21 protein-coding genes and 1 pseudogene are annotated in these 23,044 nt (G+C 72.0%); 8 read left to right on the top strand and 14 right to left on the bottom strand.

Annotation, left to right across the window (positions count from 1 at the left end; genetic code table 11):
• Positions 1 to 78, bottom strand: a pseudogene (locus tag BLW78_RS31295) (ferredoxin--NADP reductase); the annotation flags it as partial.
• Between the two features lie 314 nt (positions 79 to 392).
• A complete protein-coding gene (locus BLW78_RS06440; protein WP_091677685.1) occupies positions 393 to 1,343 on the bottom strand; it encodes a ring-cleaving dioxygenase in 951 nt (316 codons plus the stop codon).
• Positions 1,344 to 1,415: 72 nt separating this feature from the next.
• On the opposite strand from BLW78_RS06440, the gene BLW78_RS06435 reads away from it, so the two are divergent.
• Positions 1,416 to 1,691, top strand: a complete 276-nt coding sequence (locus BLW78_RS06435) for a helix-turn-helix transcriptional regulator (RefSeq protein WP_091677682.1) — start codon at positions 1,416 to 1,418, stop codon at positions 1,689 to 1,691.
• A 260-nt stretch (positions 1,692 to 1,951) separates the two neighbouring features.
• Here the strand turns inward: BLW78_RS06435 and BLW78_RS06430 are convergent, their stop codons facing one another.
• The 5 genes from BLW78_RS06430 to ileS all read right to left on the bottom strand — a co-directional run bounded on the left by BLW78_RS06430 (position 1,952) and on the right by ileS (position 9,317).
• Positions 1,952 to 3,247, bottom strand: a complete 1,296-nt coding sequence (locus BLW78_RS06430) for a M16 family metallopeptidase (RefSeq protein ID WP_091677679.1) — start codon at positions 3,245 to 3,247, stop codon at positions 1,952 to 1,954.
• 107 nt (positions 3,248 to 3,354) lie between these two features.
• On the bottom strand, positions 3,355 to 4,764 hold the full coding sequence (locus BLW78_RS06425) for a M16 family metallopeptidase (RefSeq protein ID WP_091677676.1): 1,410 nt from the start codon (positions 4,762 to 4,764) through the stop codon (positions 3,355 to 3,357).
• Between the two features lie 159 nt (positions 4,765 to 4,923).
• Positions 4,924 to 5,589 (bottom strand): hypothetical protein, encoded by a 666-nt coding sequence (locus BLW78_RS06420; protein WP_020093175.1) that lies wholly within the window; start codon positions 5,587 to 5,589, stop codon positions 4,924 to 4,926.
• 160 nt (positions 5,590 to 5,749) lie between these two features.
• Positions 5,750 to 6,265: a signal peptidase II gene (gene lspA, locus BLW78_RS06415; protein ID WP_091677673.1), complete on the bottom strand. Its 516-nt coding sequence runs from the start codon at positions 6,263 to 6,265 to the stop codon at positions 5,750 to 5,752.
• 85 nt (positions 6,266 to 6,350) lie between these two features.
• A complete protein-coding gene (gene ileS, locus BLW78_RS06410) occupies positions 6,351 to 9,317 on the bottom strand; it encodes an isoleucine--tRNA ligase (RefSeq protein WP_091677671.1) in 2,967 nt (988 codons plus the stop codon).
• A gap of 336 nt (positions 9,318 to 9,653) precedes the next feature.
• On the opposite strand from ileS, the gene BLW78_RS06405 reads away from it, so the two are divergent.
• Positions 9,654 to 9,923 (top strand): hypothetical protein, encoded by a 270-nt coding sequence (locus BLW78_RS06405; RefSeq protein ID WP_012318778.1) that lies wholly within the window; start codon positions 9,654 to 9,656, stop codon positions 9,921 to 9,923.
• Positions 9,924 to 9,955: 32 nt separating this feature from the next.
• Here BLW78_RS06405 and BLW78_RS06400 read toward each other — a convergent pair whose 3' ends face one another.
• The 4 genes from BLW78_RS06400 to BLW78_RS06385 all read right to left on the bottom strand — a co-directional run bounded on the left by BLW78_RS06400 (position 9,956) and on the right by BLW78_RS06385 (position 13,903).
• Positions 9,956 to 10,909, bottom strand: coding sequence for a DMT family transporter (locus tag BLW78_RS06400; protein ID WP_056523381.1), 954 nt, complete (start codon positions 10,907 to 10,909; stop codon positions 9,956 to 9,958).
• A gap of 114 nt (positions 10,910 to 11,023) precedes the next feature.
• Complete coding sequence (locus BLW78_RS06395; RefSeq protein WP_091677668.1) at positions 11,024 to 11,404, bottom strand: hypothetical protein; 381 nt, start codon at positions 11,402 to 11,404, stop codon at positions 11,024 to 11,026.
• A gap of 427 nt (positions 11,405 to 11,831) precedes the next feature.
• A complete protein-coding gene (locus BLW78_RS06390) occupies positions 11,832 to 12,674 on the bottom strand; it encodes an NAD(P)-dependent oxidoreductase (protein WP_091677665.1) in 843 nt (280 codons plus the stop codon).
• A 26-nt stretch (positions 12,675 to 12,700) separates the two neighbouring features.
• The gene (locus tag BLW78_RS06385; RefSeq protein WP_020093181.1) at positions 12,701 to 13,903 is read right to left on the bottom strand and encodes a pyridoxal phosphate-dependent aminotransferase; all 1,203 of its coding nucleotides are present in this window, start codon (positions 13,901 to 13,903) and stop codon (positions 12,701 to 12,703) included.
• A gap of 166 nt (positions 13,904 to 14,069) precedes the next feature.
• Between BLW78_RS06385 and BLW78_RS06380 the strand changes: the two genes are divergently transcribed.
• From BLW78_RS06380 to BLW78_RS06365, 4 genes are all read left to right on the top strand, one after another.
• Positions 14,070 to 14,348 (top strand): ribbon-helix-helix domain-containing protein, encoded by a 279-nt coding sequence (locus BLW78_RS06380; protein WP_326491885.1) that lies wholly within the window; start codon positions 14,070 to 14,072, stop codon positions 14,346 to 14,348.
• Positions 14,341 to 14,682 carry a type II toxin-antitoxin system RelE/ParE family toxin gene (locus BLW78_RS06375; RefSeq protein ID WP_026604932.1) on the top strand — a complete coding sequence of 114 codons (342 nt, stop codon included), beginning with the start codon at positions 14,341 to 14,343 and terminating at the stop codon, positions 14,680 to 14,682. The genes BLW78_RS06380 and BLW78_RS06375 overlap by 8 nt, the downstream gene beginning before the upstream one ends.
• A gap of 46 nt (positions 14,683 to 14,728) precedes the next feature.
• Positions 14,729 to 15,751, top strand: coding sequence for an LLM class flavin-dependent oxidoreductase (locus BLW78_RS06370; protein WP_020093183.1), 1,023 nt, complete (start codon positions 14,729 to 14,731; stop codon positions 15,749 to 15,751).
• Positions 15,752 to 15,857: 106 nt separating this feature from the next.
• Positions 15,858 to 16,889: a fumarylacetoacetate hydrolase family protein gene (locus BLW78_RS06365; RefSeq protein ID WP_091677662.1), complete on the top strand. Its 1,032-nt coding sequence runs from the start codon at positions 15,858 to 15,860 to the stop codon at positions 16,887 to 16,889.
• Between the two features lie 167 nt (positions 16,890 to 17,056).
• Here the strand turns inward: BLW78_RS06365 and cysN are convergent, their stop codons facing one another.
• Genes cysN through BLW78_RS06350 form a run of 3 tightly spaced genes read right to left on the bottom strand, consistent with a single transcriptional unit; the run spans position 17,057 to position 20,249 of the window.
• Positions 17,057 to 18,463, bottom strand: a complete 1,407-nt coding sequence (cysN, locus tag BLW78_RS06360; RefSeq protein WP_056523370.1) for a sulfate adenylyltransferase subunit CysN — start codon at positions 18,461 to 18,463, stop codon at positions 17,057 to 17,059.
• A complete protein-coding gene (gene cysD, locus BLW78_RS06355; RefSeq protein ID WP_091677660.1) occupies positions 18,463 to 19,425 on the bottom strand; it encodes a sulfate adenylyltransferase subunit CysD in 963 nt (320 codons plus the stop codon). Before cysD ends, cysN begins: the two co-directional genes overlap by 1 nt.
• Positions 19,422 to 20,249: a phosphoadenylyl-sulfate reductase gene (locus BLW78_RS06350; RefSeq protein WP_020093186.1), complete on the bottom strand. Its 828-nt coding sequence runs from the start codon at positions 20,247 to 20,249 to the stop codon at positions 19,422 to 19,424. The genes cysD and BLW78_RS06350 overlap by 4 nt, the downstream gene beginning before the upstream one ends.
• A 265-nt stretch (positions 20,250 to 20,514) precedes the next feature.
• Between BLW78_RS06350 and BLW78_RS06345 the strand changes: the two genes are divergently transcribed.
• Both BLW78_RS06345 and BLW78_RS06340 read left to right on the top strand, forming a co-directional pair.
• Positions 20,515 to 21,030, top strand: a complete 516-nt coding sequence (locus BLW78_RS06345) for an Lrp/AsnC family transcriptional regulator (RefSeq protein WP_010686224.1) — start codon at positions 20,515 to 20,517, stop codon at positions 21,028 to 21,030.
• A 111-nt stretch (positions 21,031 to 21,141) separates the two neighbouring features.
• On the top strand, positions 21,142 to 22,911 hold the full coding sequence (locus BLW78_RS06340) for a diflavin oxidoreductase (protein ID WP_091677657.1): 1,770 nt from the start codon (positions 21,142 to 21,144) through the stop codon (positions 22,909 to 22,911).
• Positions 22,912 to 23,044 lie beyond the last annotated feature (133 nt).

Here is a 23,044-nt window from a genome sequence, read left to right as displayed (position 1 = left end):
CCGCGTCGTGCGGAACGAGAACAGGTTGTCGGTCCAGTGGTGGACCGACAGAACGCGCTCCTCGTAGAACTTGCTCATCGACGGATCAGTCCTCGAATCCTCTGACGCTCGGCACACGGCCCCGACGATTCGGGGCCCGTGGTGCGGGGGATCCCCGCCGCCCCGCTCGGGCGGGGGTGGATCCTCGGCAGGGAACCCGCCCGGATCCGGTTGCAAACACACGCGCGCCGCTTCTTTCGCAGTTGCAGCACGTCCGTCAAGGCGTGCCGGGATCACACTGGCGAAAGAAGTGAACGGCCTGGAATCGTTCGAAGATTTAGCGTCTTCGCGGACGCTCCGCAGCGCCGTTCCGGACATGGGAGGGTTGCCGCAGAGCCGGCCCCGCGCCGCCCTCAGACGAGGGCGGCGGGCCGGAGCGGCGCGAGCCCGGCCTCGATCTCGGCCCGGCGCGGCTCCAGGAACGGCGGCAGGGCCAGGCGCTCGCCCAGGGTCTCCAGGGGCTCGTCCGCGGTGAAACCCGGCCCGTCGGTGGCGATCTCGAACAGGATGCCGTTGGGCTCGCGGAAATAGAGGCTGCGGAAGTAGTAGCGGTCCACCGGCCCGCTGCTCGGCACCCGCGCCGCCCGGAGCCTGTCGGCCCAGGCCTCGTAATCCCCGTCCGGGATGCGGAAGGCGACGTGATGGACCGCGCCCGCGCCCTGGCGGGCCGGCGCGGACCGGTCGGCCAGGAGCTGGAGCTCGGCGGCCGGGCCGCCGGGTCCCATCGCGTAGACCTCCACCGGGCCGTCGCCCGTCTCGAAGGCGCGGTCCCGGCGCAGGCCGAGCACCTCGGTCAGCACGGCGGCGGTGCGGGCCGGGTCCGGCACCGACAGCCGGATCGGGCCGAGGCCGCGGATCTGGTAGGCGGCCGGCACGGGCGAGCCGTCCCAGGGATGCTCCGGCCCGGTCCCGCCATCGTCCACCAGGGCGAGGCGCTGGCCCTCCGGATCCTCGAAATCGAGGGTGAGGCGCCCGTCGCGCGCGTCGGGCTCGGCCTCGACGATCCCGGCCTCGCGCAGGCGCGCGTGCCACCACGCGACCGCGCCCTCGCCCGGGACGCGCAGGTGCGTGCGGGTGATGCTGCCGGAGCCCCGCCGCTCCCGGGGCGCCGGCCAGTCGAAGAAGGTGATGTCGGTGCCGGGGCTCGCCAGCCCGTCGGCGTAGAACAGGTGGTAGGCCGAGACGTCGTCCTGGTTCACCGTCTTCTTCACGAGCCGCAGGCCGAGCGTGCCCGTGTAGAAGGCGACGTTCTCCGCCGCGCGGGCGGTCACCGCGGTGAGATGGTGGATGCCGGTGAGCTGCATGTCGGTCCTGGGGGCTGCGGCCGATCTGGCTAAGGTGGAGATCGGGGGTGGCGTTGCGAGGGCAGGGTCCCGATGGACGGAGCCGACGCCCTTCTGCCGCCGCTGCATCCCGGCGCGGCCCTGCGGGACGATCTTCCGATTCTCTCGGGATCGTCTGCCGCATCGATCGCGGATCGCGCCCGCGCGCCACGTTCCGGGCACCCTCTCGAGCGGGTCGCCGCCGGGCAGATCGGGATATCCACCGGTACGGCCCTGCGCCTCGGCCGCCATCTCGGAACGAGCGCGGAGTTCTGGCTCGGACTGCAACACCGGTCCGAGCTGGAGACCCTGAGCACGGCTATCGGTTGAGGCCCGCCCGCGGCGTCATCACGAGCGCAGCGAAGTGACCCCGGATCAGCGCGCCCACCGGAAGCGTCGCACCGACTGGATTGCTTCGCTTCGCTCGCAAAGACGGCCGCGCCGGAAAACGGTGTCAGAGCCGCTACTTCGACAGGACGGCCTCGACCTCGGCCCCCGTCGCAAGATCTCCGCGCGCCTCGATCAGATCGGCCACGTCGTCCGGCACAAGTTCGATCACCCGCATCTCAGGCGACAGGGCGCGGGCGCCCTCAGAGCCCCACGGGCCGGCCGGCGGCGACCACCAGCATCTTGCCGTCCGCGAAGGTGCGGGCGGCGGCCCGGCGGATATCCGCCTGGGTGACGGCCGAGACCATGGCGTTGCGGCGGGCGATGTAGTCCATGCCCAGCTCCTCGAAGGCGATCTGCACCAGCTGGTGGGCGATCTTGGTCGAGGTGTCGAAGCCGAGGGCGTAGGAGCCGGTCAGGTAATCCTTGGCCTTCTGCAGCTCCTCGTCGTCCGGGCCGTCCGTGATCAGCCGGCCGATCTCGTCGCCGATCACCGACAGGGCCTCGCCGACGCGCTCGTTCTTGGTGGCGGTGTAGCCCCAGGTCATCGCGGCCGAGCGGTGGCTGACGAGCGAGGTCCCGACCGAGTAGGCGAGGCCGCGCTTCTCGCGCACCTCCTGGAACAGGCGGGACGTGAAGGCGCCGCCGCCGAGGATGTGGTTCAGCACGTAGGCCGGGATGAAGTCCGGGTCGCGCCACGGCACGCCGGCCATGCCGAACCGGATCACCGACTGGGGCACGTCGAGGTCGACGACGACGCGCTTGCCGAGATCGTGCACCTCGGTGCGCGGCACCGCCTTCAGCGCCCCGGCCTCCGGCAGGGTTCCGAAGGCGCGGTTCAGGCCCTCGGCGAGCTGCTCGGCGCCGATGGCGCCGACCGCCGCCACCTTCACCCGGCCGCGGCCGATGATGCGGGCGTGCATCGCCAGCAGGTCGTCCCGAGTGATCGCCGTCACGCTCTCCACGGTGCCGGAGGACGGGCGGGCGTAGGGATGGCCGGCGAACGCCTCCTTGAAGAAGCGGCGGGAGGCCAGCACGCCCGGATCGTTCTGCTGGTAGCGCAGGCCGGCGATGATCTGGGCGCGGACGCGCTCGATCGCGTCGGGGTCGAGGCGGGGCTTGGCCAGCGCCAGGGCGAGGAGCGCGATACCCTCGTCGGCGTGCTTGACCAGCATCTTCAGCGAGCCGCCGACCGCGTCGGCCCCCGCGTGGAACGACAGCTCGATTGCCCGGGCGGCGAGCCGCTCCTGGAACAGGTCGGAGGTCAGGTCGCCGGCGCCCTCGTCGAGGAGCCGCGCCAGCATCTGCGCGCAGCCGGCCTTGCCGGCCGGGTCCTGGGCGGCGCCGCCCTCGAAGGTGAAGGCCAGGGCGATCATCGGCACCACCGGCGACTCGACGTGCCACGCCTCGATGCCGGCGGCGGTCGTCACCGGCAGCGCCGTGGTGGGCGAGCTGACGGTTTGGGCGGTGGTCTCGACCAGAGTCTCGGCCAAGCTCATGGGAACCTCGTGTCTCTATCTCGGGCGACGGCGGAGCGGGCCAGGGCTCCCGTTCGGCAGAACGCCCCGCCCGGACCCGTCACGGGTCCGGCGGGACGCACCCGGGGTTACTCGGCGGCCATCGCGACCGGGGCGTCGGGATCCTGCGCCTTGGTCAGGTAACCGGTGACCGAGCGGGCCGGCGTCAGCCAGCGCTCGGCGGCGCCCTTGAGACGCGCCTGCGTCACCCCCTCGATGTCGGTCGGCCAGCGGCGGACCTCCTCGATGGTCTCGCCGATCGCCAGCGCCGAGCCGTAGATGCGGGCGAGCGACGACTGGCTGTCGGAGGAGTAGACGGTCTCGGCCACGAGGCGGGTCTTGGCGCGCTCGATCGCCTCGGCGTCCAGGGCCTCCGCGGGGGCGCGGCGCAGCACCCTGTCGACGGCCTCCTCCAGCTTCTCCAGCGGCACGCCCTCGGCGGGCACCGCGTAGACGGAGAAGCGGGTGTCGTCGATCGCCGAGCCCATGTACCAGGCGCCGGCATTGACCGCGAGGCCGGTCTCCATGACCAGCTTGCGGTAGAGGTAGGAGGTCGAGCCGCCGCCCAGCACCTCGGCCAGCAGCTCGAGGTCGTGGCAGCCGCCGTCCCGGGCGGTGATGCAGGAGGGGGTCAGGTAGAGGCGCTGCAGGGTCGGCTGCTCGACCTTCGGATCGGCGACGGCGACGCGGCGCAGGGCCTTCGGCTCCGGCTCCCGCGCCCGCAGGCGCTCGGGCCGGGCGCCCTGGGGCGTCACGCGGCCGTAGGTGGTCTCGGCGAGGCGCCGGACCTCGTCGGGCGTGACGTCGCCGGCCACCACCAGGATGGCGTTCTCGGGGGTGTAGAAGCGCTTGTAGTAGGCCAGCGCGTGCTCGCGGTTCAGGCCCTCGATCTCGTGCATCCAGCCGATGATCGGGATGCCGTAGGGATGGTGCACGAACAGGCCGGCCGCCATCGCCTCGGAGAGCTGGGCGGAGGGGTCGGTCTCGACCCGCATGCGCCGCTCCTCCAGCACGACGTCGCGCTCGGGGGCGACGACGGCGTCGTCGAGGACGAGGCCGCTCATGCGGTCCGCCTCGAATGCCATCATCGTGCCGAGGTGATCCCGGGCGACCCGCTGGAAATAGGCGGTGTAGTCGTAGCTGGTGAAGGCGTTCTCCTGGCCGCCCAGGCCCGACACCGCCTTGGAGAAGGCCCCGACCGGGTGCTTCTCGGTGCCCTTGAACATCAGGTGCTCGAGGAAGTGGGCGATGCCCGACTGGCCGAGCGGATCATCGGCTGAACCGTTGCGGTACCAGATCATGTGAGTGGCGACGGGGGCCCGGTGGTCGGGGACGACCACCACGTCGAGGCCGTTGTCGAGGGTGAAGGCCGTCACTTCCGGTCCGCCCGCCTCGGAACGCCCGAACGGCGCGGCCTCGCCCCGGCCGGCGCTGCCGCCGTAGGGCGAGCCCGGACGCAGCGGGAAGAGGGTGGGCGTCGCCTTCCTGAACAGGTGCATTCCGCTTTCCTTCTGCCGGCCCCGGATCGAAGCGTCCCGCGTCGGGATGCGCGCGCGGATCGGGGCCGTCCTGGTCACCGGGGCGCAAGAACCGCACCGGGACGATCATCTCATGTTGCCACGCCGCGGCGCCGTTGCAACGGCGACACGGCGCCCCCGTCACTGCTGCGCGCGCTGACGGAGATACGCGCGGGGATCCGACTCCTCGCGCTCGCGGCTGGCGTTGTTGATCGGGTCGCTCGACGGCGGCCGGGCCAGCTGCTTGGGCGACTGCCGGTACCCGGTCGGCGGGTCCGTGAGCGTGTCGCGGCTCGGCTCGATGTCGGAGGGCTCGGCGTTGGCGCTCTTGCCCTTGAGCAGCTCGAAGGGGCTGAGCAGGCTGTCGTCGCGGTTGTTGTCGCCGGGCTTGCGCTCGGCGGTGGTCGTCAGGCCCGCGCCGGCACGGCGGCCGCCGCGCATCTCCTCCACGGAGAGCGTCGCGTTGTTGTCGTCGTAGCGGCCCTGGGCCTGGGAGCCCTTGGGATTGCGCCGCTCCACGGCGGCGCGCTCGCGCTCCACGATCTCGGGATCCTTCGGCCAGGCGGTGCTGGTGGAGCGCGCCCGCGGCTGCGGCAGGGCCTTGCCGTCGATCTTGGGCGGCATCACCAGCGGCGGCCGCTCGTGATAGTCGATCGGATCCTGGCGCTTCTCCAGGAGGCCGATGCCCGACAGGGCGTCGCGCATGAACTCGCCGCGCTCCTGCGCGTGCGCGGCACCGACGACGCAGAGCGGAGCCAGGGCCACCGCGGCGGAGAGGAGGGGACGAAGCCTGCGATGCCCGGTCATGCTGCCTCACGGGTTCCGGACGGAGCGTCCGGCTCTGGGAAGGCCGCGGCGCGGCCCGATCCGACAGGTCCCGGCCTGAGACCGGTTTCCGGCGATCGTATGGCGCCTTGACTGCGTCGCGCCAGGAGGGGGACGCGGGAGGACCTGTGTGTTGCAGGGATCACAGGCGCGGCGCCGGGTCGCCCTGCGGCGGGGACGCCCGGCCCCTGCGGCCGTCCGGGGACAGGCTGTCGAGGATCAGGCCGATCACGCCGGCCACGATCGCCGCGTCGGCGACGTTGAACACGTACCAGGACCAGCCGCCGGCATGCAGGTGGACGAAGTCGAAGACGGCGCCGTAGGCGGCCCGGTCGATGGCGTTGCCGAGCGCCCCCCCGACGATCAATCCGAGGGCGACGCCGAGAAGGCGCGACGAGGCCCGCCGCATCCAGATCCCGAGGCCGATCGCGGCGGCGAGCGACAGGGCCACGAGGAGCCAGCGGCCGATCCCGCCCTCCTGCTGGAACAGCCCGTAGGAGACGCCCCGGTTCCAGACCACGACGAAGTCGGCGAAGGGCGCCAGCCGCCAGGGCTGCGTCAGCACGAGGTCGGTGCCGAAATAGAGGCCGAGCTTGCTGGCCTGATCGAGGACCAGGGTGAGAACGAGGGCCAGGAGGCCGGCGCGGAAGGGCGTCACGGGCGGCGCGCCTGGCCCGGGCCGGCGCCCCCCGCTCCCCGCGGGCGGGGAGAGGGGGTGGCGCCGCCGACGACGCGGAACGCCCTCACGCCGCGCTCGCCTCCGGATGCGCCGCGTCCCACTCGCGCAGGGCCTGGGCGTCGCGGGGCGTCACGTCCGGGTAATCCGGGTCGCTGCCCACCTCCGGGCTGACCCGCCAGGAGCGGGCACATTTGCGGCCCTCGGCCGGGCTCGGCACCACCGCCACGCCCCGCACCTCGTCGAGCCGGAACGCATCCGCCGGCCCCTCGCCCGCCACCACGCTGATGGCGGAGGTGATGCAGGTATCGGCGAAGTCGCAGCCCTCGAGCGCCGCGAGCAGGTCCGGATCGGCCACGTAGACCGTCGGCGCCGCCTCCAGGCTCGCGCCGATGCGCTTGGCCGCGCGCTCGATCTCCAGGGCGCCGGTGACCACCCGCCGCACCCGCCGGATTTTTTGCCAGCGCTCCGCGAGGGTAGGGTCGAGCCATGCGGACGGGGTCTCCGGCAGGGTCTGGAGATGCACCGAGCCGTCCTCGGACGGGTAGCGGTCGAGCCACGCCTCCTCGGCGGTGAAGGCGAGCACCGGGGCGAGCCAGATCGTCACCCGGCGGAAGGCCTCGTCGATCACCTGCAGCGCCGCCCGCCGGCGGACCGAGGACACGGGATCGCAGTACAGGGCGTCCTTGCGCACGTCGAAGTAGAAGGACGACAGGTCGCCGGTCATGAAGCCGTTGAGCAGCGCCACCACCCGCTTGGTGTCGAACGCCGCGTAGGCCTCGCGGATCTCGCCGTCGAGCTCGGCGAGCCGGTGCAGGATCAGCCGCTCCAGCTCCGGCATGTCGGCGTAGGCCACGTCGTCGCCCTGGACCCGGTGGGCCAGCGAGCCCAGCATCCAGCGCAGGGAGTTGCGCAGCTTCCGGTAGGTCTCCGCGAAGGTCTTGATGATCTCCGGGCCGATGCGCAGGTCATCCGTGTAGTCGGAGGCGGCGACCCACAGGCGCAGGATGTCGGCGCCCGAATCCTTGATGACGCTCTGCGGTGCGACGACGTTGCCCTTCGACTTCGACATCTTCAGGCCCTTGCCGTCGAGCACGAAGCCGTGGGTCAGGACGATGTCGTAGGGCGCCCGGCCGCGGGTGCCGGCGGATTCGAGCAGCGAGGACTGGAACCAGCCGCGGTGCTGGTCGGAGCCCTCCAGGTACATGACCCGGTCCTGGCCGCCGTCGCGGACGCGCTTCACCCCAGAAAGCCCCGGGAAGGCCTCCGGATCGTCGAGCACGAAGGCGTGGGTCGATCCGGAATCGAACCAGACGTCGAGGACGTCGGTGACCTTCTCGTAGGACGCCGGGTCGTGGTCGGGCGCCAGGAAGCGCTGCGCGGCGTCGTCCCGGAACCACGCGTCGGCGCCCTCCGCGGCGAAGGCGTCGCGGATGCGGGCGTTGACGGCATCGTCCTTGAGGATCTCGGCGGTCTCCCGGTGGACGAAGACGGTGATCGGAACGCCCCAGGCGCGCTGGCGCGAGACCACCCAGTCCGGCCGGTTGGCGACCATGCCGGTGATGCGGTTCTTGCCCTGGGTCGGCACCCACTGGGTGTCGTCGATACCCTGGAGCGCCACCTCGCGCAGCGTCCGGTTGCCCAGCGAATCCACCGGCCGGTCCATGGCGATGAACCATTGCGGCGTGTTGCGGAAGATCACCGGCTTCTTGGACCGCCAGGAATGCGGGTACTGGTGGCGCAGCACCCCGCGGGCGATCAGCGCCCCGGCCTCCGTCAGCGCGGCGATGACCGCCTTGTTGGCGTCGCCCTTCTCGCCCTTGGCGGTGAGCACGCGGGTGCCGGTGAAGCCCGGAGCGGCCTCCGTGAGCACGCTGTCGGCGTCGACCGTGTAGGGGATGGTCGCGTCGATGCCGCGCTCGCGCAGCAGCCGGCCGCTCGCCATCCAGAGCTCGAAATCCTCGCGGCCGTGGCTCGGCGCCGTGTGGACGAAGCCCGTGCCGGACTCATCCGTGACGTGGTCGCCGTCGAGCATCGGCACGGCGAAGCCGTAGCCGAGCTTCGCCAGCGGGTGGTCCAGGGTCAGGCCGGCGAGCGTCGACGGGCTCACGTCGGCGACGCGCGCGAACGCCTCGACCCGGGCGGCCTTGAACACCGTGGCGGCGAGGCTGTCGGCGAGCACGTAGGTCTGGCCGGGCACCGCCCAATTGTCGGCCGGCGCCTCCGTGACCTGGTACAGGCCGTAGGCGATCTTCTTGGAGTAGGCGACCGCGCGGTTGCCCGGGATCGTCCAGGGCGTGGTCGTCCAGATCACCACCCGGGCCTGCGCGAGATCACCCTCGGCGCCGGACCGGATCGGGAAGGCGACGAACACGGTATCGCTGACGTGCTCCTCGTACTCGACCTCGGCTTCAGCGAGCGCGGTCTTCTCGACCACCGACCACATCACCGGCTTGGAGCCGCGATAGAGCTGGCCGCTCATCGAGAACTTCATCAGCTCGTCGGCGATCACGGCCTCGGCGGGGAACGCCATGGTGGCGTAGGGATGGTCCCAGTCGCCGGTGACGCCGAGCCGCTTGAACTCCTCGCGCTGCACGTCGAGCCACTGGGCCGCGAAGGTCCGGCATTCCTGCCGGAACTCGATCACCGGCACGTCGTCCTTGTTGCGGCCCTTGGCGCGGTACTGCTCCTCGATCTTCCACTCGATCGGCAGGCCGTGGCAGTCCCAGCCCGGGACGTAGTTGGCGTCGAAGCCGAGCGCGGTCTGCGAGCGGACCACCACGTCCTTGAGGATCTTGTTGAGCGCCGTGCCGATGTGGATGTTGCCGTTGGCGTAGGGCGGCCCGTCGTGGAGCACGAATTTCGGCCGGCCCTGGCCACGGGCGCGCAGCTTGCCGTAGAGGTCCATCCGCTTCCAGCGCTCGATGAAGAGCGGCTCGCGCACCGGCAGGCCGGCGCGCATCGGGAACTCGGTCTGCGGCAGGAACAGGGTCTTGGAATAGTCGCGGGCGGGCGCGGTCTCGGGGGCGGTCATCGGATCTCGCATCGGCGGTCGGGCCGGCAGCGTCGGGCCGGCGGAATCGGGTCGGGCGGCAGGAGGATCCCGGACCTCCGCGCGGCCGCGCTGGAGCGGGCCCTCAGGCGGAGGCCGGGCCGGTAATTCGGATCGGGCGGCCGGGGCCGCGCAGGGCGCGCGAAGCGTGCATGACGGGTTCTCTACCAGCCGCCCCGGCCGGAGGCCAGCGGCAGCGCGGATCACGCGCCCGTGACCGCGGATGGGACCAATCGGCGTCTGAACCGTTGACCGACACACCCTCCGCCCGCCGCGGCGGCGCGGAGCCGATTCGGACAGACATCCGGGAGCAGCCCCATGAAGAAGCTTCTGATCGCGACCCTCGCCCTCGCGCCGCTGGCCTACGCGGGCGCCGCGGAGGCCCAGGGCACGGCGCGCGGCGCCCAGCGCGGCGTCGAGGACGGCACGGCCGCGGCCGGCCCCGTGGGCGGGGTCGTCGGCGGCGCGGTCGGCGCGGCGACCGGCACCGTCGGCGGCGTGCTCGGCACCGATCCGGACCCGGCCCGCCGGGCGCGCGAGAACCGCCGCGAGGAGCGGATGGAGCGCCAGGAGCGCCTCGGCCGCTGACAGGGTCCCGTAACAGGGTCCGGCCGGTCGCCTCAGGCGGCCGGCCGCGCCTCCCGGCGGATCGTCTCCTGCGCCAGGAGGTACAGGCCGGAGCCGACAACGATCATGGCGCCGGCCACGGTCCAGCGGCTCGGGACGTCGCCGAACAGCAGGAAGCCGAGCGTCACCGACCACAGCAGCTGCGTGTAGATGAACGGCGCCAGCACGTTGGCCGGGGCCCGGGCATGGGCCATCACCAGCAGCCAGTGGCCCAGCGTCCCGAACAGCGCGACCCCGAACAGCAGCGCCCAGTGGGTCAGGCTCGCCGGGCTCGTCCAGATCCACGGCAGGAGCGGGGCCATCAGCGCGAGTCCCGCGAGGCCCGTGTAGAACATGGTCGTGGCGGTCGAGTCGTAGGCCGCGAGCTTGCGCGTGATGATCGCGTAGAAGGCGTAGACCACCACGTTGGCGACGCAGAGCAGCGCGGCCGGATGCATGCCGCCGACGCCCGGCCGCACGATCACCAGCACGCCCAGGAAGCCGACGCCGATCGCCGCCAGCCGCGCCCGCGACGACCACTCGCCGAGCAGCGGCCCGGCGAGCAGCGCCACGGTGAGCGGCGCGGCGAACTGGATCGAGATCGTCTCGGCGAGCTGCAGGTAGCGCAGGGCCAGGAAGTTGAGCGCCGTGGAGGCGAAGAGCAGCAGGGAGCGCGCGATCTGCAGCGGCAGGCGCCGGCTCTTCACGACGCCCGGCGTGCGCACCGGGTTGATGAACAGCGAGATCATGGCGACGCTCGCCGCGTAGCGCATGAAGGTGGTGACCAGGGGATCGACGCCGGCCCGGGCCAGGGTCTTGCCGCAGGCGTCGAGGCTCGCGAAGAAGGCGACGGCCCCGCACATCAGGGCGATGCCGACGATCCGCCGGCGGCCGGCGAGGTCGGCCTCCGGAGCGGCGCGCGGCGCGGCGCTGTCGTCGGGGACGGAGGTCGCGACCTGCGTGCTCATGCCTGACCAATCTCGGTAGAGGCTGAAACCCCTGCCACGCCCGGCGCCGCGCGGGTATCGGCCGGCGCGCAGGGGAACCATGCAGCCGGCACGGTCGCCCGCGCCGGCGGCGGCTCAGCGCTTCGCCGCGACCTTCTCGGCAACGGGGGCCTTATCGGCGGAGGCCGTCTTGGTGGCGGCCTTGGCGAGCTTCGGCTTGGGCGGCGTCGCGCCGGCGATCAGGGCGGCGAGGTGCGACTGGTCGAGCCCCGCGGCGGCGCGCGCGGGCGCAGCGGGAACAGGCGCCGCCGCGGCGACCGGCGCGGGCGCCAGCGCGGCGGCCCGTTCGACCCGGCGCGGCTCGATGGAGCCGGTCGCGGTGGGCTCGGCGAGGCTCGCCGTCGCGACCGCGGGGGCGGCGGACTCGCGCTGGACCCGGAGGGTCCAGTGCGCGGCGGTGGAGAGCGCGGCGATGCCGAGGATCGCCTTGATGCCGCTGGTGAGCAGGGCTCGCATGGTCGTCAGGCCCGAGAGAACGCGGTTACGCGGAACCGGATCCCCGGCCCGGACGCATCATCGCGCGGGAGCGTGAACGAAGCCGCAACGGACCCGGACGACGCTGTCCCGGAACGGGGCAGGGACCCGCGCCCGCGAACCGTCTCGCGGGCGGAATCGGGTGGGAAATCATGTGGGCCATGCGCCGGACCCGCGGTTCCTGTTCCCCGCGCTCCCGACACTCCTGCAGCGACTCGGCCCACTGAGCCTCACAGGAACGGCCCAGAGAACTGGTCCGGACCGTCCCGTCACTGCCGACCCCGCCGCCATGCAGGCCCGAGCGGGCTCGCGAAACCTTCAGGCGCATCGGCCGCTGGGGACAGCCCGTGTAGAGGGTGACAGCCGAGCCGGCAACAGAGGCGGGGCCGTTTCCGGGACCCCGCGGCGATCAGTGCTCCGCCGCGGCCGCGGCGAAGCGCATCAGCGCGGCGATCTCGTCCGCGCCGTCCTCCGCGGCGAGGCGCCGGTAGAGCGCGGCGTAGCCGGAGAAGACCTGCCGCCCGGCCGCGTCGGGCCCGAGGAACCCGGCGATCTCCTCCATCTCGGGCGCCCAGCGATAGGCCTTCGGCACCATGTCGGGCAGCCCCCTGGCGAACCGGGCCAGCAGCGCCGGCTCGTTCTCGGCGAGCTCGGCCAGCAGCGCTTCCCCGGCGCCGGCGCGCTCGGCGGCGCCGATCACGAGCGCGGCGAGCGCCGTCAGGCCCTTGTTGAGGCCGGCATAGCTCATCTTGAGGCTGGAGGCGGCGCCGACCGCGCCGGGGCAGACGCGCAGGTCGAGGCCGAGGTCGCGCAGGACCAGGGCCGGGGCCGTCTCGGGACCCGAGACGTAGACGCGCGGCCCCTTGGCGCCGGGCTTCGGCGGCAGGCCCAGGATCGCCCCGTCGAGGAACGGCGCGCCGGTGGCCGCGACGATCCCGGCGACGCGCCCAACCGTCTCCGGGCTGACGGCGTTGGCGTCGATGTAGACCGGCTTGCGCGGGGCCGCCGCCAGGGCGGGCGCGAGCCGGCGGGCCAGCGCCTCCGCGTCGGCGGGCGGCACGATGGAGAGCAGGAGATCGGCGGCGGCGAGGTCGCCGTCCCCGGCATGCGCCATGCCGGCGGCCGCGGCCCGGGCGCGGCTCGCCGCCCCGCGCCCGTCCAGGGAGGTCAGTACCCGGGCGCCGTGCCCGGCGAGCCGGGCCCCGACGGCGCTGCCCATGGCGCCCGGGGCGATCACCGCGATCGTGGGCACGGGACGCCTGCGGGACCTCGGGGCCGCTACCGCAGCGAGCCGCAGAAGCGCTGGATGCGCCGGCAGGCCTCCTCCAGCACCGCGTTCGACGTCGCGTAGGAGATGCGCAGGTTCGGGCCGAGGCCGAAGGCCGAGCCGTGGACCGCCGCCACGCCCTCGGCCTGGAGCAGCTCCATGACGAAGTCCTCGTCGGTCTCGATGGTCTTGCCGGCCTCGGTCCGCTTGCCGATCAGCGCCGCGCAGGACGGGTAGACGTAGAACGCGCCCTCCGGCGTCGGGCAGGTCAGCCCGTTGGTCTGGTTGAGCATCGACACGACGAGGTCGCGCCGGCCCTGGAAGGCGGCCCGGAACGTGGCGAGGTGGTCCTGCGGCCCGTCGAGGGCGGCGACCGCGGCCCACTGCGCGATCGTGCTGGCGCCGGAGGTCTGCTGGCCCTGGACGAAGTCCATCGCCTTGATGAGCGCTTCCGGCCCGGCCGCGTAGCCGATGCGCCAGCCGGTCATGGCGTAGCCCTTCGAGACGCCGTTCATCGTCAGCGTCCGCTCGATCAGCTGCGGCTCGACCTGGGCCGGCGTGACGAACGCGAAGTCGCCGTAGGTGAGGTGCTCGTAGATGTCGTCGGTGAGGATGTGCACGTCCGGGTAGCGGAGCAGCACGTCGGTGAGCGCCTTCATCTCGGCGCGGGAATAGGCGGCGCCCGACGGGTTCGACGGCGAGTTGAGGACGATCCACTTGGTCTTCGGGGTCAGGACCCGGTCGAGCTCCTCGGCCTGGAGCTTGAAGCCGTTGGCCATGTCGGTGTCGGCGAAGACCGGCGTGCCGCCGCACAGCCCGACCATCTCCGGGTAGGACACCCAGTAGGGGCGGGGGATCACCACCTCGTCACCGGGGTTCAGCGTGGCGAGGAACGCGTTGTACAGCACCTGCTTGCCGCCGGTGCCCACGATGGTCTGCGAGACCTTGTAGTCGAGCCCGTTCTCGCGCTTGAACTTGCGCACGATCGCCTCGCGCAGGGGCACGATGCCGGAGACCGGCGGGTAGCGGGTCTCGTTCCGGTGGATCGCCGCGATGGCGGCCTGCTTGATGTGCTCGGGCGTGTCGAAGTCGGGCTCACCCACCGACAGGCTGATGACGTCGACGCCGGAGGCCTTCAGGTCCCGGGCCTTCTGGGTCATCACGATGGTCGCGGACGGCTTCACCCGCGAGAGGACGTCGGCGAGGAGAGCCATGGCGTGCGGTGCTCCGGATTTTTGCGGTCAGGCGCCGCTTCCCCGCGGCGCGGCGGACCCTAGGCCCGGGACGCTGAGCCGGCAAGCGTGAGACGCCGCGGCGGCGCGCGGGAGCAACGTTTCTGCTATGATCCTCGGAATCGGGACGGAACGAGAGGCCCTGCCGATGGGCGAGACGATCAGCATCACCCTGGCACCGGACACGCTCCGCGCCGTGCGGGAGAGCGTCGAGGCCGGTGAGTACGCTTCGGTGGACGCGCTGCTCGACGAGGCCGTGCACGCCCTGCAGCGCCAGCGACGCGAGGATGCCGAGCGTCTCGATGACATCCGCGCCCGCATCCGGCGTTCCCTGGACGATCCGCGGCCGGATCTGAGCATCGAAGAGGTTCAAGAGGATCTCGACAGGATGTTCGCTGAAGCGCGGCACGACACCCGCCGTGCGTAGACTGCCTGTTGCGTTTCGCCCTCAAGCGCAGGCCGATCTGGCCGGCATCTTCCGAACGGTCTTGCAGCGGAGTCAGAACGTCGCGACGGCGCAGCGCTTCACGCAGCGGATCAAGGATCGGTGCGACCGAATCGGCCACGCACCGCATGCGGGCCGACCCCGTGACGATCTCTTGGAAGGCTTGCGAACGGTGGCGTTCGAGAGATCGGCTGTGATCGCCTATCGCGTGGAACGTGGATCCGTGAGGATCCTCAATATCTTCTATGGCGGCCGCGATTTCGAGGCGGTCTATCCAGGCGATACCACGGAAGAAGCTCAGGAGCCCCCGTCCTGACGAACTGCCCTCGCACCGGCCGGCCCAGACCCCCATCTCACCCGGCATGACCCCGCTCTCCGTCCTCGACCTCTCCTTCGTCAGCGCCGACTCGACCCCGGCGCGGGCGCTGCACGACACGCTGGCCCTCGCCCGCCACGTCGATAACCTCGGCTACCGGCGCTACTGGCTCGCCGAGCACCACGCGCTCCCCAACGTGGCGAGCCCGGCACCCGAGATCATGATCGGCCAGATCGCCGCCGCGACCCGCAACATCAGGGTCGGCTCGGGCGGCATCATGCTGCCGAACCACGCGCCGCTGATGGTCGCCGAGCGCTTCCGGGTGCTGGAGGCCCTGTTCCCGGGCCGGATCGACCTCGGTCTGGGGCGCGCGCCCGGCACCGACGGCCTCACCGCGCGGGCGCTGCGCCGCCGGGAAGCGCCGGGGGAGGGCGGGGACGACTTCCTCGACCGCCTGCAGGAGCTGCTGTTCTGGGACGGCGGCTTCCCGGAGGGGCACCCGTTCGCGCGGATCGAGGCGAGCCCCGCGGGGGTGCCGCTGCCGCCGATCTTCCTGCTCGGCTCCTCCGACTACAGCGCCCGCCTCGCCGGCGAGATCGGCTGCGGCTTCGGCTTCGCGCAGCACTTCTCCGGGATGCCCGCGGAGCCGCCGATGCTGGACTACCGGACCCGGTTCCGGCCGACGCGGCTCGGCGCGAAGCCCCACGCGATCCTGGCGGTGGCGGCGATCTGCGCCGCCACGGACGCGGAGGCCGAGCGGCTCGCGTCCAGCGCGCGGCTCGCGACGCTGCGGCGGGAGCGCGGCGAGTACCGGCCTCTGCCGAGCCTCGCCGAGGCGCTGGACTACCCGTATTCCGACGGCGAGCGGGTGCAGATCGAGCGCGGTCGCGACCGCCTGCACGTGGGCGGCCCCGAGACCCTGCGGGCCCGGCTCGCCGACATGGTCGCGCGCACGCAGGCCGACGAGCTGATGATCGTCTCGGCGATCCCCGACCAGGCGGCGCGCCACGACTCCTACGCGCTGCTGGCGCGGGCCTGGGGACTCGGCGCCGCCTCACAGGCGGCCTGAGCCGTCACTCGCCCCCGCCGCGGGCGCTGGCGGCGGCGAGGCCGGCCGTGCAGGCTCCCCCCGGTTCACGCCCGCGACCAGACGGGCCGACCGGAGGAGAGGCAGCATGGGCAACCGACGCGAATTCCTGACCGCCACGGCCGCGGGCCTCGCCGCCGCCGCCGCGGCGCCGGCCCGGGCCGCCGAGGAGCGCACGGCGGCTCCGAAATCCACGCCGACGGGGGCGCCGCCCTTCGGCATGCCCCGCGACATGGTCCTCCTCAACATGCGCCGCGGCGACGGCTACGCCCTGGGCGTGAAGACCAAGGACGGCGTGCTCGACGTCGAGGCCGCCGGCCGGGCACTCGGGATGCCGGTCCCCGCCGACATGGACGACCTTCTCCAGAACGGGCGCGGCCCGGCCCTGCGCGCCCTGATCGACGCCGTCGAGGCCGCGCCCGACGGGCGCTTCGTGCTGGCGGAAGCCGACGTCGCCTACGCGCCGGTGGTCACGCGGCCCGAGAAGATCATCATGATGGGCTTCAACTACCGCCACCACGCGGAGGAGACCGGCACGCCGATCCCCAAGGACCCGCCGCTGTTCAACAAGTACAACAACGCCCTGAACCACCACGGCGGCACGATCGCGCTGCCGACCCAGGCGGCGCGGGAATTCGACTACGAGACCGAGCTGGTGATGGTGTTCGGCCGCGAGTGCCGGAACGTGTCCGAGGCGGACGCCCTCGATTATCTCGCCGGCTACTGCACGGGCAACGATTTCAGCGCCCGGGACCTCCAGACGCTGACCTCACAGTTCATGATCGGCAAGACCTCGGACGGGTTCGCGCCGCTCGGCCCCTACCTGGTGACCGCCGACCGGGTGAAGGACCCGAACAACCTCAAGCTCAAGACGCTGGTCAACGGCCGGGTGCGCCAGGACTGGAGCACCGACGACATGATCTTCAACTGCCGCCAGCTGATCAGCTTCGCGTCGAAGGTGATGACCCTGAAGCCGGGGGACATCTTCTACACCGGGACCCCGCAGGGGGTGATCTTCGGCGAGAAGATCCCGCGTAAGGACCGCGCGTGGCTGAAACCCGGCGACGAGGTCGTATCCGAGCTGGAAGGGCTCGGTGAGCTGCGCTTCAGGCTGGTCTGATCCGTCGTCCGAGCGGTGCGACCCGCACCGTCATCACGAGCGCAGCGACGTGACCCAGGGCAGCGCGACGGCGGGAGTCGTCGCGCCGGCTGGATTGCTTCGCTCCGCTCGCAAGGACGGCCCTGTCGCAGCCATCACCTGAGACGGCCAGGGTGCGCGGGTCGTCCTCAGCGCCCGAGCAGACGCCCGAGACGGGCCAGGAACCCCGATCCTTCAGCAGGCTTCGCACCGGGCGTCGCTGCCTGCGCGGCCCCCGCCTTCGGCGCCAGGATGAGCCCGAGGGCTGCCGTATCGGTGGTCTCGCGGTCGATCAGGATCAGGCTGCCGGTCTCGCGGTTCTCCGCGTACGGGTCCACCGCCACCGGCCGGTCGAAGCGCAGGCTCACGTCGGCGATGTCGTTCGCCGACAGGCGCTCGGCCGGGCCGGGCTGGCCGGTCTCCGGATCGATCCGCGAGGCGATCCGCTCCACGGTCGCGGTGACCGTGGCGGTGCCGATCTTGGCGAGCAGGCTCGCGCCCGGGCTGAGATCGGTCTCGGCCGCCCAGAACAGGCGCGCGTCGAGGGTCTCGGTGACCCGCATCGGCGCGTCGGTGGCCACGATCACCTGCCCGCGGGAGGCGTCGATCTGGTCGGCCAGCACCAGGGTCACCGACTCGTCCTCGCCGGCCTCGGGCAGGTCGCCGTCGGCGGTGTAGATCCGCGCCACCGTGGAGGTCCGGCCGGAGGGCTGCACCGTCACCGAATCGCCCGGCCGCACCCGGCCGCTGGCGATCCGGCCGCTGTAGCCGCGGAACTCGGAATTCGGCCGGTTGACCCACTGCACCGCCATCCGGAACGGCGCGTTCAGCGCCTCCGCGCGGACCGGCACGGTCTCGAGGTAATGGAGCAGGGTGCCGCCCGTGTACCAGGGCGCCGCGACGCCCGCGTCCACGACGTTGTCGCCGTTCTTGGCCGAGAGCGGGATCGCCTTGACCTCGGAGAAATTCAGCCCGCGGGCGAAGTCCGAGAACCCCGACACGATGCCGTCGAAGGTGCCCTGCGCCCAGCCGGCGAGGTCCATCTTGTTCACCGCCAGCACGACGCGGCGGATCCCGAGATTCGACACGAGCAGCGCGTGGCGTCGCGTCTGGCGGGTCAGGCCCTGGCGGGCGTCGACCAGGATCACCGCCACGTCCGCCGTCGAGGCGCCGGTGGCCATGTTGCGGGTGTACTGCTCGTGGCCGGGGGTGTCGGCCACGATGAAGGAGCGCTTGTCGGTGGAGAAGAACCGGTAGGCGACGTCGATGGTGATGCCCTGCTCACGCTCGGCCTGGAGGCCATCGACGAGCAGCGCGAGGTCCATCTCCTGCCCCTGCGTCCCGTGCTTGCGCGAGTCGCGCTGGAGCGCCGAGATCTGGTCGTCGAAGATCTGCTTGGTGTCGTGCAGGAGCCGCCCGATCAGGGTCGACTTGCCGTCATCCACCGAGCCGCAGGCGATGAAGCGCAGCACCGCCTTGTTGCGGTGGGCGGTGAGGAACGCCGCGTAGCCGGAGGCCCGGTCGGTGAAGGCCGTGGGAGCCTGGTGGAGCGTCATCAGAAATAGCCCTCCTGCTTCTTGCGCTCCATGGCGCCGGCCCCGTCCTTGTCGATCACCCGGCCCTGCCGCTCCGAGGTGCGCGCCGCCAGCGTCTCGCCGATGATCTCGGGCAGCGAGGCCGCGTCGCTCTCCACCGCGCCGGTGAGCGGGTAACAGCCGAGCGTCCGGAAGCGCACGAGGCGCTGCTGCGGGGTCTCGCCCGGCGCGAGCGGCAGGCGCTCGTCGTCGACCATGATGAGCTGGCCCTCGCGCTCGACCACCGGCCGCTCCTTGGCGAAGTAGAGCGGCACGATCGGAATGTTTTCCTGCTCGATGTAGAGCCAGATGTCGAGCTCGGTCCAGTTCGACAGCGGGAAGACGCGCAGGGACTCGCCGCGCTTCTTCTTGAGGTTGTAGAGGTGCCAGGGCTCGGCGCGCTGGCGCTTGGGGTCCCAGCGGTGCTGCGCGGTGCGCAACGAGATGATCCGCTCCTTGGCGCGGCTCGCCTCCTCGTCGCGGCGGGCGCCGCCGAAGGCCGCGTCGAACTTGTGCTTGTCGAGCGCCTGCCGCAGGGCCTGCGTCTTCATCACGTCGGTGTGGACCTCGGAGCCGTGGCTCACCGGCCCGACACCGCGGGCGAGCCCGTCCGGGTTGGTGTGGACCAGGAGGTCGAGGCCGAGCTCCTTGGCGCGGGCGTCGCGGAAGGCGATCATTTCGCGGAACTTCCACGTCGTGTCGACGTGGAGCAGCGGGAACGGCAGCCGCCCGGGCGCGAAGGCCTTGAGGGCGAGGTGCAGCAGCACCGAGGAATCCTTGCCGATCGAGTAGAGCATCACCGGGTTCTCGGTCTCGGCGACCGTCTCCCGGAAGATGTGGATGCTCTCGGCCTCCAGCCGCTTGAGGTGGCTGAGGCGGTCGGCGGCGGTCTGCGCGTGCATCGTGGCGCTCGGCTGCACGGCGGCGGCGAGGGCGGCGCTCATCGGGCGAACTCCGGCTGGCGGGCTGTCTGATTCGGGGTGGTCTCGAAGGCGGCGGGCTCGAGGATCGCGGGCTCTTGGCCCGGCTGCACGGCCGCACCGGGGCGTCCGACGTGCAGGCCGCACTCCTTCTTGTCTTCCTGCTCCCACCACCACCGGCCGGCCCGCTCGGGCTCGCCGAGCTTCACGGCGCGGGTGCAGGGGGCGCAGCCGATCGACGGGAAGCCGCGATCGTGCAGGACGTTGTAGGGCACGAAATTGTCGCGCACGAAGCGATCGACCTGCTCCCGCGACCAGTCGGCCAGCGGGTTCAGCTTGATCAGGCCGCGCTCCGCGTCGAAGGCGGCGAGCGGCGTCTCGGCGCGGTTGGCCGACTGGCCGGCCCGCAGCCCGGTGAGCCAGCCGCTCGCGCCGGCGAGCGCGCGGCCGAGCGGCTCGACCTTGCGGAAGCCGCAGCAGGCCTGACGGGCCGCCACCGAGCGCCGGAAGCCGTTGATGCCCTCGCTCCGCACGAAATCCTCGGCGGCCGCGCGTTCGGGGGCGTAGGCGGTGATTCGGATGCCGTAGGCCGACTCGGTCTCGGTCCACGTGTCGTAGGTCTCGGCGAAGAGGCGGCCGGTATCGAGGGTGACGATCTCGACGCGACCCTTCGCGAGGCCCGCCATGGCCAGCGCGTGGGTGAGCGCCTGGTCCTCGACGCCGAGGCTCGTCGTGAAGACGAGGCGGCCGGGGATCTCGGCGGCGATCAGGTGGAGGCGGCCTGGAAGGTCGAGCCCGGACAGCCGCTCCGCGAGGGAGTCGGCCGCCTGTCGGTCCGGACGGGTCATCGCGCCATGTCCCGGGGTTCGCGTGGTGGAAAGGCCACGGCCAGCGCCGTGCCTGTTGTCGAACGGTCGAAATGTTCGCTATACCGAACGAAGTCAAGGCGCCCCGGCGCGCTTGGCGGGGTCGGACCGGCGGTTCGGCGTGCGGTTGCGCACAGCTTCCGGCGCGGGCAGCATGGGCCCGAGGTAAAAGATTCTTCTCACTGGTCCCGGTAGACACGTATATGCGCTCGCGCCCTGCGCGCGGCGGAAGCCCACGGAGACAGCTTTGGACGCGATCGATCTGAAGATTCTCGCCCTGCTGCAGACGGACGCCACGCTCTCCATCGCGGCGATCGGCGAGCGCGTGGGCCTGTCGCAGACCCCGTGCTGGAAGCGCATCCAGAAGCTGGAGGCCGACGGGGTCATCGACCGGCGCGTGGCGGTGCTCGATCCGGTGAAGCTGGGCCTCGGGCTGACGGTGTTCGTCTCCATCGAGACCGCGGACCATTCCCAGGAGTGGCTGCAGCGCTTCGCCGCAACCGTCTCGGCCATGCCGGAGGTGCTGGAGTTCTACCGGATGGCCGGCGACGTGGACTACATGCTGCGGGTCGTCGTCGCCGACATGCAGGCCTATGACAGCTTCTACAAGCACCTCATCGCGGTGCTGCCGCTCAAGAACGTCACCTCCCGCTTCGCGATGGAGAAGGTGAAATCCACCACGGCCCTGCCGCTGCCGGCGCCCCCGAAGAACGGGCGGCACCTGCCGGGGACGGCCCCCGTCCTCGCCGTGGTTGGAGAATGATATTCTCTTTTTTCGCAGTGCAGCGAACGTGATGTCCTATACGCCGCCCGTTCTGCAAAACGAACGTTTCTCGATTGACACCGGCCGCGCCGGCCCCGACATGGTCCCGTGATGTCCCGCCAGAATCTCCTCCCGCGCACCGCCCCGTTCGGGGACGGCGAGCGCGCCAGCCTCGACGCGGTGCTCGGCACCGCGAGCCCCACGCAGCGCGCCTGGCTCGCCGGCTTCCTGGCGGGCCTCGACGCCGCGGGCGGCCAGCCGGCCGCGGTGCCGGCCGCCCCGCCCAAGGCCGCCGCGCCGCTGACGGTGATCTACGCCAGCGAATCGGGGAACTCCGAGGCGCTCGCCGGCAACGTCGCCAAGCTCGCACGCAAGCAGGGCTTCAAGCCGAAGGTGGTGGACTTCGCCGACCTCAACGTCGCGACCCTGCCCAAGGCCGGCAAGCTGATCGCCATCGCGGCCACCTGGGGCGAGGGCGAGCCCCCGGCCCGGGCCGTGCGGGCCTACGGCGAGCTGATGGGGGAGGGCGCCCCGCGCCTCGACGGCGTCGAGTTCGCGGTCCTGTCGCTCGGCGACACGTCCTACGCGGAGTTCTGCGCCATCGGGAAGGCGCTCGACGCGCGCTTCGAGGCGCTCGGCGCCAAGCGCGCCGCCGAGCGGGCCGACCTCGACCTCGACTTCGAGAAGCCCGCCGCCGACTGGATCAAGGGCGCGCTGAAGGCGCTCGCCCCGGCCGAGCAGCCCGACAACGTCGTGGCGGTGGACTTCGCCCGCGCCGGCGCCGGCGAGGACGACGACGCCGAGCCGAGCCGCGAGCCCGTCGTGGTCGAGGTCGTCGAGCACGTGAACCTCAACTCGTCGCGCTCCGACAAGGAGACGATCCACCTCGCGCTCGCCTTCGAGGACGGCGCGCCGGCCTACGAGCCCGGCGATTCGCTGGAGATCTATCCCGAGAACGACCCGCAGCTCGTGGACGAGATCCTGAACGCCGCCGGGCTCTCCGGCGACGAGGCCCTGCGCACGGCTCTGCTCGCCGAGCGGGACATCACCACGCTGTCGGCCGCCACGATCGAGCGGTTCGTGAAGGCGACCGGCCACGCGGACGCGCAGAAACTCGTCGACAGCGGCGAGGCCAAGGCCTGGATCGAGGGCCGCCACCTGATCGACCTGCTGGAGACCTACCCGGCGAAGCTCACCGCCGAGCACGTGAATACGATCACCCGGCCGCTGCCGCCGCGGGCCTACTCGATCGCCTCCTCGCGCAAGGAGGTCGGCGACGAGGTCCACCTCGCGATCGCGGCGGTGCGCTACGAGACCCACGGCCGCGCCCGCTCGGGCGTCGCCTCGGTCCACGTCGCCGACCGGATCCGCGACGGCGCCAAGCTGCGGGTGCGACTGAAGCCGAACCGCCACTTCCGCCTGCCGCAGGATCCGGCCACCGACATCATCATGGTCGGCCCGGGCACCGGCGTCGCGCCGTTCCGCGCCTTCGTGCAGGAGCGCCGGGCCGTGGAGGCCCCGGGGCGGTCGTGGCTGTTCTTCGGCGACCGGCACTTCACCCACGACTTCCTGTACCAGCTCGAGTGGCAGGACGCCCTGGAGGACGGGTCGCTCACGAAGATCGACGTGGCCTTCTCGCGGGACCAGCCGGAGAAGGTCTACGTTCAGGACCGGATCACCCAGCACGCGCAGGAGTTGGTCTCCTGGCTGGACGGGGGCGCGCATCTCTACGTCTGCGGCGATGCCAAGGCCATGGCCAAGGACGTGCGCGCCGCCGTGGTGGGCGCGTACCAGAGCGCGAAGGGCCTCAGCGCCGCCGACGCCGAGGCGCAGGTCGCGGCGCTGGAGCGCAGCCACCGCTACCAGCAGGACGTTTACTGACGGATCGGCCTTCCGAGGCCACAGGATCGAGATTGCAGCGGAGCAGGACGGGGCGCGGGTCCCCTCTCCCGGGCGGGAGAGGGACAGGGTGAGGGATCCAGGTCTTTCCGGAGAGGGCGCGTCCCTCACCCCG

It is taken from the genome of Methylobacterium sp. 275MFSha3.1, assembly GCF_900108435.1.
GTDB lineage: Bacteria > Pseudomonadota > Alphaproteobacteria > Rhizobiales > Beijerinckiaceae > Methylobacterium.
This window is presented reverse-complemented; position numbering and strand designations above follow the sequence as displayed.